Source organism: Flavobacteriales bacterium TMED191 (assembly GCA_002171975.2).
Lineage (GTDB): Bacteria > Bacteroidota > Bacteroidia > Flavobacteriales > TMED113.
The window spans coordinates 26,716-39,539 of record NHIO02000051.1; the positions used below are offsets into that span (position 1 = coordinate 26,716).

General features: G+C 31.6%; 13 protein-coding genes. All 13 read right to left on the reverse strand.

Annotation, left to right across the window (positions count from 1 at the left end; translation table 11 throughout):
* Positions 1 to 435, reverse strand: a complete 435-nt coding sequence (locus CBD51_005825; GenBank protein RPG58013.1) for a dUTP diphosphatase — start codon at positions 433 to 435, stop codon at positions 1 to 3.
* Positions 416 to 1,915, reverse strand: coding sequence for a polysaccharide biosynthesis protein (locus CBD51_005830; protein RPG58014.1), 1,500 nt, complete (start codon positions 1,913 to 1,915; stop codon positions 416 to 418). The genes CBD51_005825 and CBD51_005830 overlap by 20 nt, the downstream gene beginning before the upstream one ends.
* On the reverse strand, positions 1,915 to 2,733 hold the full coding sequence (locus CBD51_005835; protein RPG58015.1) for an enoyl-CoA hydratase: 819 nt from the start codon (positions 2,731 to 2,733) through the stop codon (positions 1,915 to 1,917). Before CBD51_005835 ends, CBD51_005830 begins: the two co-directional genes overlap by 1 nt.
* Before the next feature lie 10 nt (positions 2,734 to 2,743).
* Positions 2,744 to 4,252 (reverse strand): GHKL domain-containing protein, encoded by a 1,509-nt coding sequence (locus CBD51_005840; GenBank protein RPG58016.1) that lies wholly within the window; start codon positions 4,250 to 4,252, stop codon positions 2,744 to 2,746.
* A gap of 45 nt (positions 4,253 to 4,297) precedes the next feature.
* A complete protein-coding gene (gene atpG / locus CBD51_005845) occupies positions 4,298 to 5,152 on the reverse strand; it encodes an ATP synthase F1 subunit gamma (GenBank protein ID RPG58017.1) in 855 nt (284 codons plus the stop codon).
* Positions 5,152 to 6,735, reverse strand: a complete 1,584-nt coding sequence (locus tag CBD51_005850; protein ID RPG58018.1) for a F0F1 ATP synthase subunit alpha — start codon at positions 6,733 to 6,735, stop codon at positions 5,152 to 5,154. The genes atpG and CBD51_005850 overlap by 1 nt, the downstream gene beginning before the upstream one ends.
* A 15-nt stretch (positions 6,736 to 6,750) precedes the next feature.
* Positions 6,751 to 7,281: an ATP synthase F1 subunit delta gene (gene atpH, locus CBD51_005855; GenBank protein RPG58019.1), complete on the reverse strand. Its 531-nt coding sequence runs from the start codon at positions 7,279 to 7,281 to the stop codon at positions 6,751 to 6,753.
* 6 nt (positions 7,282 to 7,287) lie between these two features.
* The gene (gene atpF, locus CBD51_005860; protein RPG58020.1) at positions 7,288 to 7,779 is read right to left on the reverse strand and encodes an ATP synthase F0 subunit B; all 492 of its coding nucleotides are present in this window, start codon (positions 7,777 to 7,779) and stop codon (positions 7,288 to 7,290) included.
* Between the two features lie 22 nt (positions 7,780 to 7,801).
* Positions 7,802 to 8,071, reverse strand: coding sequence for an ATP synthase F0 subunit C (atpE, locus tag CBD51_005865; protein RPG58021.1), 270 nt, complete (start codon positions 8,069 to 8,071; stop codon positions 7,802 to 7,804).
* A gap of 34 nt (positions 8,072 to 8,105) precedes the next feature.
* Positions 8,106 to 9,176, reverse strand: coding sequence for an ATP synthase F0 subunit A (gene atpB, locus CBD51_005870; GenBank protein ID RPG58022.1), 1,071 nt, complete (start codon positions 9,174 to 9,176; stop codon positions 8,106 to 8,108).
* A gap of 84 nt (positions 9,177 to 9,260) precedes the next feature.
* Positions 9,261 to 9,464 (reverse strand): AtpZ/AtpI family protein, encoded by a 204-nt coding sequence (locus tag CBD51_005875; GenBank protein RPG58023.1) that lies wholly within the window; start codon positions 9,462 to 9,464, stop codon positions 9,261 to 9,263.
* Positions 9,465 to 9,838: 374 nt separating this feature from the next.
* Positions 9,839 to 10,240 (reverse strand): polymer-forming cytoskeletal protein, encoded by a 402-nt coding sequence (locus tag CBD51_005880; protein RPG58024.1) that lies wholly within the window; start codon positions 10,238 to 10,240, stop codon positions 9,839 to 9,841.
* Between the two features lie 13 nt (positions 10,241 to 10,253).
* The gene (locus CBD51_005885) at positions 10,254 to 12,809 is read right to left on the reverse strand and encodes a hypothetical protein (GenBank protein RPG58025.1); all 2,556 of its coding nucleotides are present in this window, start codon (positions 12,807 to 12,809) and stop codon (positions 10,254 to 10,256) included.
* Positions 12,810 to 12,824: the final 15 nt, after the last annotated feature.

Below are 12,824 nucleotides of genomic sequence, written 5' to 3' on the forward strand. Positions count from 1 at the left end.
TTATTTTGTTCCTGTGCTTCCAAATCCCCCGACTCCTCTCTCCGTTATTGTTGACTTAGCTATATCTTGCCAATTAATTTTTTCTACTCTACTAACCACAATCTGTGCAATCCGATCTCCATCCTTAATCTCAAACAAATCTGATGAGTGATTAATTAAAATAACTTTTATTTCTCCTCTATAATCTGAGTCTATTGTCCCAGGTGTATTTAAAACGGTTATTCCACTTTTTGCTGCTAACCCACTACGGGGTCTAACCTGTATTTCAAAGTTTTCAGGTATTTCAACAAATATTCCCGTGGGCACGGTGACTCTATCTCCGCACGCAATAAAAAGACTCTTGGGAATATTTGCTCTAATATCCATCCCCGCAGAACCTGCTGTTTTATAAATGGGATTTGGATGACTTGATTTATTAATTAATCCTACTTTCATATTTATATTTTTTATTTTTATTTAAAATATCCTTCATCTGCATATATATAAATATAATGTATAAAAAGAACAAAACCGTGTTGTCTATTTGAATATTGCGACATATCTCCGCATCAAAAAATTGGCTCAAATAAAATACAACTAGTGCAATAAAAAGCCACTTCGATATTGAACTGATTTGGTATTTAATTTTAAAGTGCTTTTGACCTAAACAAAAAGATATTAACATCATAGTAGCATAGCAAGCAAGGGTAGACCAGGCTGCACCCATATATCCTAGTTTAGGAATTAAAATAAAATTTAAGGAAATGGTCACCAAACCTCCAAAAGAAGATATGATAGCAGCATATCTAGTTTTATTAGTAACCTTATACCATACGGATAGATTATAATAAACACCTAAACAAATATTTGCTAATAGAACAATGGGGATTATTTTTAACCCCTCATGATAAAGGGTATTGGGTATTAATAATTTAACTACATCAATATAAAGTGTAATTAATAAGAAAATAATTAATGCAAAGGCAACAAAGACTTTTAACATAAGTGCATATAATTTTTTAGCATTTGGCCTTTTAAACTGATTGAAAAAAAAAGGTTCAGCGGCAAATCTATAAGCCTGAACAAATAAGGTCATGAAAATTGTCAACTTATAACAGGCAGAATAAATACCTAATTCACGCATTGCGATACCTTGTGGCAATAAGTATTTAATTAATATTTTATCTGCCGTCTCATTTACTACAAAGGCAATACCTGCAATCAATATTGGCCATGCATATTGAAGCATTTTTTTCAAAATCACATAATTAAATGTGCTGAAATTATTCTTAATATCTTTAGATAAAATTACTATTGTTATTACACTGGCTATTAAATTTGATAAAAATATGTACTCAACAGAGATGGAGAAATTATCTAAATTGACCATTGAAAATAAAAATTCTTTTTCAATTAAATAAGGCAACAGTATTAAAAAGAAAATATTAAAGAATATATTAAATAAAATATTTACCGTCTTAACAACCGCGAACTTAATTGCTTTATTTTGTTGCCTTAAAAGAGCAAATGGGATTACACATAATAAATCAAATCCAATAATAAAGGTGAAATAGAGTATATATTGAGGTGTCTGGGAATAGCCTAAAATATTCGCAATTGGTTTATAAAATAAACAACCACATATTATTATTAAGAATGCGTTTGAGAACAAGAAAACTAATGCGGAAGAAAAGACGGTTGTAAACCTTTTGTCCTGATATTGATTAATATAACGAAAAAAAGCTGTTTCCATGCCAAAAGAACCAATAACCATAAGAAGGGCTGCATATGCATACATCTCTGTAACTATCGCATATTCTGAGGGGATAAATAAAATGGTGTAAAGAGGTACTAAAAAAAAATTTAAAATACGAGCTATGACACTACTAAAGCCATATATAATTGTTTGATTAAATAATTGTTTTATTTCAAGCATTAGCTAAAATTAGGTTGTCTTTTTTCTAAAAAGGCGACTACACCCTCTTTAAAATTACTTGTTTCAAATAGTTGAGAAAATTCTTTACTCTCTATTTCATCCCCCTTTGGGTGATAACAAGAATTTATAGATTTTATTGCAGCTCGTGCAGAATCAGGAGAAATTCGTCCACATAAGGAGGCAATTTTTAAAGATTTTTCCGCAATCTCATTAATAGTTACTACATGATTTACAAGACCCAACTCCAAGGATCGCTGGGCATTAAGCATCTGCGATGTTAAAATCATTTCCATAGCAATATTTTTGCTGATAATTTGAGGCAACTTTTGTGTTCCACTGTAACCCGGAATTAGTCCAAGAGAGCATTCAGGCAAACCTAACTTGGCATTATCAGTTGCCAATCTAATATGACACGCTAATGCTAATTCTAGTCCACCTCCTAAAGCATATCCATTAATTGCTGCTATAACTGGTTTTGAAAACTGTGTAATTTTATTAAACAATTTTTCTTTTCCTAATAAGCTTAAATCTAATGCTTCTTTATTATTAAAATTTTGAAACTCCTTTATATCGGCTCCTGCAACAAATGCCTTGTTACCCGAACCAGAAATTATAACAGATCTAACTTTTCTGTTTACATCTACTTCTTGCAAAAAATCTGATAAAGCACTTATTACGGTCTTATTAAGTGCGTTAAGTTGTTTCGGCCTGTTGATTAAAACTATTGCTACTTTATTATCTAAATCATATTGAACTAAAAGTTCGTTACATGTTTTGTAAAAACTAAATTCGCCTGAAAATACTGTTAAATTTTGCATATATTAATAATTAAATATTGTTGTAAATGGGTATTATTATTTCAAATACCGTTCCTTTAATGGATGTTGTATAGTTTATTTCTCCCTTAAAATCATCAACTATTTTTTTTACCATTGCAAGTCCTAAGCCTGTTCCACTACTTTTAGTTGTAAAGTTTGGTTCAAATATTCTGTCTTGAATTTCTGCAGGAATACCGGTTCCATTATCTGCAACTCTAATTATACAATTTTTATCTATCTTCTCGATCTCAATATTGACACTGATGGGGGTGTTGTTCTTTTGAGCTTGTAATGAGTTGTTAATAAGATTATTTAACACCCTTGTTAAGTGTGTTCTGTCTATAAGGACAAAAATAGCATCTAATCTCCTGCTTTTAAAATATAAATTAACGTTATTATTTTTAAATAATGTAACAACATGCTCTACCTCTTTTATTATACATATTTTTTCTAAATTTTGTGCACTTAAACTAGCGAAATCTGAAAAAGCATTGGCTATTCGTGTTAAAGTATCTATTTGTTGAATCATCGTTTTTGAGAAATTCATTAATTTTTCTTCCCACTCGTCTGAATAAAGCTCACGTCCCTTACCATCTTTAAATGATTTTTCCAAATACTGAACACTAAGCCTCATAGGTGTTAGGGGGTTTTTAATTTCGTGAGCTATTTGCTTTGCCATTTTTTTCCACGCACCTTCTTTTTCGCTTTTTATTAATTGTGTAGTTTTGATGTCTAATTCTTTTATAAGTTTATTATAGCTTTCTACCAACTGGCCTATTTCATCACGCACTGGCCAATGAAGTGGCTTTAGGTTATTATGGACGTTTGTATTAGAAAGGTGCTTGGAAATAGACCTTAGTCCTGCAGTTATTTGTTTTAAAAGTGCGAACGTAAATATAATGGCAATCAATAGAAGAATCAAATAGAGTTTTACTAAGCTTTTAATTTGTTGATTTGTTTTTTCCAAAACATCCTGCTGTGTGCTTTTATCATAAATAACATCCAATATACAAAATGGATTATCATTAATAATTGGTTTTGAAGAAGTTAAGTGATTTGTAATTGTGTCTTTATATAATATTCTATATGTCCCAAAATACGATCCTTTTTCATATTCTGTTTTTTTATTTTCTGACAAAAAGCACAGCTTAATTTTATCTTTAGATATATTTCGTGTAATAATACTATCCTTAAGCAGTGTTGTGTCTGAAGACCAAATAAATTGGCCATCCAGATTATATATGTTGATTTTTAATTTATGTATATATCCTACATCTTTTAAAATGGGCCTAAAGGCTGTTTCTAAGTCTACATTATATTGTGTGCTCAAATTAATTATTGCCTCTATTGATTTTGCAACAGCCCTGTCTTTCCTTGCTAAACGTTCTGTGTTATAATTAGTTGTGTCGGTTTTGATTTGATTAATATTAACCCATGCAACGATTGCTAAAAAAAAACTAACCAATATAATTGTCGAAAAAAATATTTGTTGACTTAATGTAATTTTTTTTACAAACATGTAGATAAAATATTTCCGTACTAATGCGGTAACGTAAACGACAGTCTAAGATCCCTTCAGTGCCTCTGCTCCAGCAACTATTTCTAAAATTTCATTTGTTATAGCTGCCTGTCGTTGTCGATTGTAAGACAGTGTTAAGTCTTGTTTTAGTTCGTTTGCATTATCAGTTGCTTTATGCATTGCTGTCATTCGTGCACCGTGCTCTGCAGCAATGGAGTTGAGAATAGCTTCAAATAATTGTGTGTGTATTTTATTAGGAACTAGAGAGTTAATAATACTAGTTTTATCGGGTTCAAAAATATAATCTTTGTTGCTAACAAGTGACTCATCCTTAATTTCTATAGGTAATAATTGTTCCTTTACAACCATCTGAGTTGCTGCATTTTTAAATTTATTATAAATAAGAGAGACTCTTTCCCAATCACCGTTTAAGAATTTACTAATGATATCTTGTGATAACTTTTTAGATTCTGCTATTTGGGGGTTATCTAAAATATTAGAATTCGTTTCAACTAAACTGTAATTTGACCTTTTAAATATTTCAATAGCTTTTTTACCGATTGCGAATACTTCTAATGATTTATTATCTATATGTTTTTTAGTTTCTTTATAAATATTTGCATTAAAGCCACCACAGAGTCCTCGGTTGGAAGCAACAGCTATTACGAGATGTTTACCATTTGTTGAAAAGTGTGACTTTAACAGTATCTCGGATTTGCTTACACAAGGCAACAGATTATTAATAATTGTTGAAATACCGGATGAGTAAGGTTTAATATTAGTCATTCTATCTTGAGCCTTTTTTAATTTAGCAGCAGATACCATTTTCATCGCACTAGTAATTTTCATCGTAGATGAAACAGAACTAATTCTAGACCTTATTTCCTTTAAGTTTGCCATTAATTATAATTTTTCAGAACTTTTTCTAATGCCGTCTCAATATCTTGTTTTACTTGGTCTGTTAATTTACCACTTCTTAATTCAGTTAAAGAGGCTGAAAATTCTTGTCTCATAATACTAATTAAGTTTTCTTCACATTCTTTAATTTTCGAAACCTGAACGCTGTTCAGCAATCCTTGTACACCACAGTAAATAATTACAATTTGCTCCTCAACTCTCATCGGTCTATTAAGGCCTTGTTTTAAAATTTCTACATTTCTTTTACCCTTTTCTAAAACCGCAGTAGTAGCTGCATCTAAATCAGAACCAAATTTTGCAAAAGCTTCAAGTTCCCTATATTGTGCTTGATCTAACTTTAGTGTTCCTGAAACCTTTTTCATGGCTTTTAACTGTGCACTTCCACCAACTCTAGAGACTGAAATTCCTACATTAATAGCTGGTCTAACACCGGAGTTAAATAAGTCAGCTTCTAAGAATATTTGACCATCAGTAATAGATATTACGTTAGTTGGTATATATGCAGAAACATCTCCTGCTTGAGTTTCTATAATAGGTAGTGCCGTCAAAGAACCGCCACCTTTAACAATCGGACGAAGAGACTCAGGCAAATCATTCATAGATTTTGCGATAGAGTCAGAAGCATTGATTTTTGCTGCACGCTCAAGCAGTCTAGAGTGTAAATAAAAAACGTCTCCTGGGTAAGCTTCCCTACCTGGGGGTCGTCTTAGTAGAAGCGACACCTCTCGATAAGAAACGGCTTGCTTAGACAAATCATCATAAACTATTAAGGCATGTCTACCTGTATCTCTAAAAAACTCACCTATGGCAGCTCCGGTAAATGGTGAGTAAAACTGCATGGGGGCGGGGTCGGATGCAGCTGCCGCAACAATTACTGTATAAGGCAATGCTCCGTTATCTTTCAACATTTTGGCAATATTTGCTATAGTTGATCCCTTTTGGGAGGTGGCTACATATACACAATATACTGGCTCCCCTTTTTCATAAAACTCCTTTTGATTAATAATAGTATCAAGTGCTACTGAGGTTTTTCCGGTTTGCCTATCGCCAATTATTAATTCTCTTTGACCTCTACCAATTGGAATCATTGCATCTATCGCTTTTATACCTGTTTGAAGCGGCTCATTTACTGGTTGACGATATATTACGCCTGGGGCTTTTCTTTCAAGTGGCATTTCATAAGTTTCACCCTCAATTGGTCCCTTTCCATCAATCGGTTTTCCTAGAGCATTTACTACACGTCCTAACATCCCTTCTCCAACATTTACAGATGCAATTTTTCTAGTTCTTTTTACCAAATCTCCTTCTTTTATTAACGAAGAAGAGCCTAACAACACAGCTCCAACATTGTCCTCTTCAAGGTTAAGGACAATACCCTGTTGATTTTTATCGTCATTGAATTCTATTAATTCTCCAGACTCAACATTTGATAGCCCATAAAGTCGCGCAATACCGTCTCCAACGGCTAGTACAGTTCCCGTTTCATCTAAACTGGTGTGATTATTTAAGTTACTTAGTTCGTTTTTGAGGATCTGAGATACTTCTGATGGTTTGATTTCTGTCATTTTATTTATTATTTATTATAGTTTCAATGTTCTTTTAACATTCATTATCTGTTTTTTAACGCTTGCGTCATATAGTAAGTCGCCAATCTTTATTACAACACCTCCTATTAATTGTGGATTTAATGTTTTTTTTAGGGTTACACTTCCCAAAACACTAAGTTTGTCTTTTATAGTTTCAACTAAAGAATTTTCTATATTTTTTGAAGAAATGAGTTCAGCAACAATGATGTTTTTTTCTTTATTATGAAGTGAATTATAATTTTCTAAAATTATTGGTAAAATAGACTCTCTTCCCTTTTTCAACAATAACGAAATAAAATCCATTGTAATTGGCTGGATATTTTGTGAAAAAACTTTCGTGAATAAATTTTTCTTAATCGCTTTATTAATCGTAGGGTTTTTTATTATAGTAAATAATTCGTCCGCTTTATTAAACTCTGACAAAATAAACTCACAGTCTATCAAAACAGAATTTTGAAGATTTTTTTCTTTGGCCAAACTAAATAAGGCAAGAGCATATCTATATGAAACTTTGTTGTTTTGCATAATTATTTATATGTCCAATTTTTTTACATTTTCCTTAATCAGTTCATTATATTTTTGCTCATTATCTAGCTCTTGCTTGAGTATTTTTTCTGCAATTTCTATTGATAATTCCGCTACGACAGCTTTTAGATCTTCCATAGCCATCCTTTTTTGTTGAGCTATTTCTTCTTTTGCAGAATCTAACTGAAGGTCTATCTGACTCTTTATTTGAGTTTTTTGATCTTTTTTATATTCTGCAATCTCCTCTTTTGCTTGACGTAAAAGAGAATTTCTTTCTTCATTTGCTTGATTGATCATTTTTTCAATATCTGAGTTGGCTGATTCTGTTTTTTGTCTGGTTTCTTCGGCCTTAATTAAAGAGTCTTCGATTCGATCTTCTCTCTCTTTTAAAGCACTTAAAATTGGCTTCCATGCAAACTTTTTCAAAAGCACTAAGACAATAGAAAATGCAAATAGCATCCAAAACAACAGGCCAACACCTGGTGTAACAAGTTCCATATTTTAACTATTTAATTATAAATTACTTCATAAACATAACTAAGAGGCCAACGACCATTGCAAAGAAAGCTGCACCCTCAACCAAAGCTGCCATCAAAATCATACTTGCTCTTAAGTCGTTAATAGATTCAGGTTGTCTAGCCATTGCTTGCAAAGCGCCCTCGCCGATTTTTCCTATCCCTAGTCCTGCTCCAAGAGCAGCTACACCTGCTCCAAGAGCAGCTACACCATAACCTATACCAAGCGTTGCTCCGTAATCTGAAGCTGCTTCTAATAAAATTGATAATACCATGTTTTAAAATTTTAATTTGTTAATAATTTATTGTTTAATGTTCTTCTTCTACAGCCGACCCAAAATAAATGGCGGCTAATAATGTAAATACATAAGCTTGTAAAAATGCTACTAAAATCTCTAAAAAGCTCATAAAAATAACGAACGCCACTGACATAATCGACGCACCATATCCAGCAACTGGATTAATTTCTCCAAAAATAAATATTAAGCTAAAGAAAGATAAAATAATTATATGCCCAGCAGTAATATTTGCAAACAACCTAATCATAAGCACGAAGGGTTTTAAAAGCATGCCTATTATTTCTACGGGTGTAAGAATTAACAAAACTGGCTTTGGAACTCCTGGCATAGCAAATATATGCTTCCAATAGGTTTTTTTTCCACTTATTGTTGTAATAATAAATACCATGGCTGCCAATATCATGGGTACAGCTATGTTTCCTGTCAAATTTGCTCCCCCTGGAAACAACGGAACAAGACCTAGTAAATTGTTTAGCCAAATAAAAAAGAAGACCGTTAGTAAAAAAGGTAAAAATCTTTGATAATGCTTTTCTCCAATAGCAGGTTTAGCAATATCATCTCTAACAAAAATAATCATGAGTTCCAAAAAATTCCAAAACCCCTTTGGGTTAGAATTTGGTTTTGATTTGTATAGATTACCGGCCTTAATAAAAACAAGCAAGATGAGAGTGATACTGAAAAAAAGAGAAAACACATTTTTTGTGATAGAAAAGTCCCAAATCTTTTTAGAATCCTCATAATCTTTTTCACCAAAAGAATCAACTGAGAAGATTTTACCATGATCCATTTTATATCCTTTGAAAGAGGATTTTCCGTGATGAAACTTGGAAGACATGAAAATATCTAGACCCTTCTCTTCGTGAAATATAATAATAGGCAACGGTATGGATATGTGCTTGCCTTTCCAATCTAAGACGTGCCATTCGTGAGAATCAGTTATATGATGCATAATCATTTTGCCGGGCTCAAACTTTTTGTCAGCGGAATCCATATTAGTATCAGGACCTCCAACCGTATTGGCAGCTAACGACAAGTAAACTGTTGAAAAAACTATCCAAAAAAACACACTTATTCTATTCATTGTTTGATAATAAAAGCACGCTTAAATAACCGGTAACAAAAGTAATTAATTTATCAACAATAACAATTTAAATTGTACGTGATTTTATTTTTTTTTTTTAAACCTTTGCACCAGGTCAATCAAAGAGAATAATATGGCCACAATCGAAGTCATGATAGTAAAGGGAGCGTGAGATGTTTTAAAAACCTTATCTAGTTGGTGGCCAATGAAAACTGATGCAATAATAGTAATCGCAATTTGAGCGCCTATTGCATAATAAATGAACGTAGGCTTATTATTTTTTTTCATTTCGATTCAAAAACGTAATAATGGTATTTGCGATTAGATATATAAAGTAAAGACTAATAAAAAACACGGAAAAACATAACTTTTCTTGATTATCTAAGTTTGTTGCGAAAAAAATATAATAAGAAATTAGAAACAGGGCTGATAAAGCAAGTTTTAAAAACGTAGACAAATTATAAAATGCCACAAACATTGAGGGGCTTATGTTGCGCATGTTTAACAACATGTTTTGAACTGTATAGATGATAAAATAAAATAGCGGAGCCAAGAAGAAAAACCCATCAATATTTAAAGAAAATGTTTTTTTGGCTAAAAATAAACACACCAAAATAGTTGCCGAAAGAATAGTGTTTAATATGATTGTTCTTATCATTAAATTAGGCGAGCTTTTCTTTGCTGTTTTCCAAGTTTTTTGTGTCAATTTTTGTAATATCCTTAATAATAGGCCCCATACTACATTTGCCACTGAAAATGGCTCCTGGCTCAATTGCTAATTGACCTGACACAATTTCTCCTGATAATTTTGCAGTAGACTTTAGAGTTAAAAGGTCTTTGGTAGTGATTTTAGCTTTTAGTTGACCGCCAATTATAGCTGACTGACATGATATTTGTCCATCAACAACACCACTTTCACCCAAAACCAATTTTCCTTGGGTTTTAATAGACCCATTCAGTTGCCCGTCAATACGAACATCTCCTGATGAAACTAAATCGCCTACTAATTTTGTGCCCGATGCAATAAAGTTGATTTCTTCTTTTTTTTCTGTAGATCTTAACATAGTAATAGGGGGATTAATTTAATAAATAAATTGTTTGAAAGTAATTTTCGTATTCTTCAATATTTTTTTCTTTTAATAAAAGGTAAAAATTATTTTTACTAATGACAAATGAACGTACGGCCTTATTTTGAAAAATGCTCTTGGATGTGTTATTTTCTTTTATTGCCTCATAATACAATAAGGCGTTTGTTTTGTCCTTAAACTCACCAACCCTAAAAATTTGATCCTGTTTTGTTAGTAACAAATTTTCTGTTTCTAGGCTGTCTAAATTATAATTTTGCTGATTAAAACGAGAAATACTTGCTTGTATTTCAGGAAGATTAATTGAAATATCTGATAATAAAAGCATAAAATAATGTGACTCTTCAAACTCATTTATAAAACCTGTTTCTATTATGCCCTCTAACTCTCCTTTTAAAATTAGTGCCATACTATCCGATTTTTTTGAAAGTGGCGATTGCGGGTACTTGTCTCGCATTTCTTCGAGCTTAGAAATAAATACTCCCTTTTGTTGATATTTGGCTTCACACAATATACTTAAAAAGTCAATTTTGTCTATGTATATATTTTCAACTTCTTGTTCTTTTAGCTGACCTATCTGAGTACATGCAGCTTTTGTGTTTTGAATATAAAGTTCATAAATTTTCTCATAATTCTTTTGATCATTTAATAACTTTTCATTTAGAGGCCCTTCGCCTTTCAAGTTTAATAAAAAGTCACTATCGGGAAACTCTAGTTCCATTTTTTTAAAAAAACTATTAGCACGCAAAGTGTCTTGTTTAAGAGTGTAGATATTGTATAGATCAAAATAAACTAATTGCTTATAGTCCGTTTTTGGAAACCTCTCTGTAAGTTCGTTGAAAATAGAAATGGCCATATTGTAATCTTGTAAGTCTGATTTAAATATTTTGGCGAGATCATAATAGTCAGTCTCTATTTCTGAAAAAAGCATTTCTCTTTTTTCCTTGGTAAGGGGGAGTTGAGAAATGTAATAATCTCTATTGTATTTTTCTTTTTCGCTCGGACCCTCTAGTTGGGCCTCATCAATAATGTCGTTAAATTCATCGATTTGATTTTTATTTTTCCTTCTCCAATTGTCCTCAAGTTTTCTGCTTCCCCACCTAGACATAAACTCGGAATAACCCAAACTTATAGCTGATGGGTTATAAAAATACCAACCTCCGCCAGAAGTTATATTTATACTGTTTTGTGTTTGTTTGTTATACTCAAAAGAATTAAAAGTTGATCCTGTTTGTCGAGGATCTGAACTTAACGATTTTTCTTTTTCATCTTTTAACTTAAGTTCAGAAATAAAATTATCTATAATTGTGTTTCTTTCTTTGTCAGACAATAAGGCCAGGCCAATTATACTATCATTATAATTAATCCTTATATATTTTTGTGCTATTTTTTTAGAGTTTCTAAGCATCCTTTTTATTTCTGCATATTTTTTAGTCTCGGGGCCTAGAAGTTTGTGAGCTGAGTCAGAGTGATGATATGATTCAATATAATTTTGATTCCCCCAAAATATTTTTGCTAATATATAGTGTGATTCTATTTTTTGACCATTATTATTTGTGGATAAATGTGCAGATTGTTTAAGTGAGGAAATCGCTGCGATAGTGTCTTGATTTGTAAGTTCCAAATTGGCAATCGCAAAATAAATCTGATCCCTATACTCTTTGTTTTTTTTGTCAACCAACATTTTTTCTAAATCCAACTTTATTTTTTTAAAGCTATCATTATTTGGAATAAATGTTTTTGCCCGGTTAAGTTTTGCGTTAAAAGCAAGCTCATATTCAGGATTGCTTTTTAACACCTTTGTAAAAAATTCTTTTGCATCATTTTTTTCATCTAAGACTAACGAGATTTGGCCTAAAAGATATTGTGTCCGTACTTTTTCTGTTTTGTTGTTTGTTAAATTAATAAATGATAATAGATGTTGTTTGGCATTTTTATAATTTTGATATGTAATTTCATTTTCGGCTTTAATTGCAAATAAAATAGATTTTTGTTGTTTAGTAAGAATATGGTTTTCTTCTAAATCATATATTCGTTGTATTAATGCTTGTTTATTTCTTAATTTTTCTTGACACTTTGCCACCCACAAAACTGCTTCTGCAGCCATTTCTTTACTGTCGGCTTTTCTGACTAAATAATTAAATGTATTAATCGCTGAATCATAATCTTGTTTATAAAATTTTGATTTACCAATAATTAAATAAGCCTGGTTAATTAATTTGTTTTTTTCTACTCCTTCGATTTCCATGGAGTGTTGTTTAATGGCTATGGTGGCTTTTTGAATAGCTTGATCAAATAGTGGTTGAGCAGATTGTGCTGACTTTAAATCTATATGCTTAAAAACAGTAATGAGTTCTGAGTAATTTTCTTGATGTGTAGTGTTAATTTTTTTTATTCCTTTCTTTAAGTAATCTTGAGCATAAAATAAACCATTGTATTTTGTGTTAAGTTGGTGATAAAGCCGATTTATGGCTACATCTTTTTGTGTAGAGCAGCCAAAACAAAACCACAAAACAATTAGTGTGTTAATATATTTATAAATACGCATTTGTAGGTTTTAGGT

What these genes read in the sequence shown, in the direction of transcription:
- CBD51_005825 (RPG58013.1), bottom strand. Translation starts at nt 435, where the DNA reads ATGAAAGTAGGATTAATTAATAAATCAAGTCATCCAAATCCCATTTAT.
- CBD51_005830 (RPG58014.1), bottom strand. Translation starts at nt 1,915, where the DNA reads ATGCTTGAAATAAAACAATTATTTAATCAAACAATTATATATGGCTTT.
- CBD51_005835 (RPG58015.1), bottom strand. Translation starts at nt 2,733, where the DNA reads ATGCAAAATTTAACAGTATTTTCAGGCGAATTTAGTTTTTACAAAACA.
- CBD51_005840 (RPG58016.1), bottom strand. Translation starts at nt 4,252, where the DNA reads ATGTTTGTAAAAAAAATTACATTAAGTCAACAAATATTTTTTTCGACA.
- atpG (RPG58017.1), bottom strand. Translation starts at nt 5,152, where the DNA reads ATGGCAAACTTAAAGGAAATAAGGTCTAGAATTAGTTCTGTTTCATCT.
- CBD51_005850 (RPG58018.1), bottom strand. Translation starts at nt 6,735, where the DNA reads ATGACAGAAATCAAACCATCAGAAGTATCTCAGATCCTCAAAAACGAA.
- atpH (RPG58019.1), bottom strand. Translation starts at nt 7,281, where the DNA reads ATGCAAAACAACAAAGTTTCATATAGATATGCTCTTGCCTTATTTAGT.
- atpF (RPG58020.1), bottom strand. Translation starts at nt 7,779, where the DNA reads ATGGAACTTGTTACACCAGGTGTTGGCCTGTTGTTTTGGATGCTATTT.
- atpE (RPG58021.1), bottom strand. Translation starts at nt 8,071, where the DNA reads ATGGTATTATCAATTTTATTAGAAGCAGCTTCAGATTACGGAGCAACG.
- atpB (RPG58022.1), bottom strand. Translation starts at nt 9,176, where the DNA reads ATGAATAGAATAAGTGTGTTTTTTTGGATAGTTTTTTCAACAGTTTAC.
- CBD51_005875 (RPG58023.1), bottom strand. Translation starts at nt 9,464, where the DNA reads ATGAAAAAAAATAATAAGCCTACGTTCATTTATTATGCAATAGGCGCT.
- CBD51_005880 (RPG58024.1), bottom strand. Translation starts at nt 10,240, where the DNA reads ATGTTAAGATCTACAGAAAAAAAAGAAGAAATCAACTTTATTGCATCG.
- CBD51_005885 (RPG58025.1), bottom strand. Translation starts at nt 12,809, where the DNA reads ATGCGTATTTATAAATATATTAACACACTAATTGTTTTGTGGTTTTGT.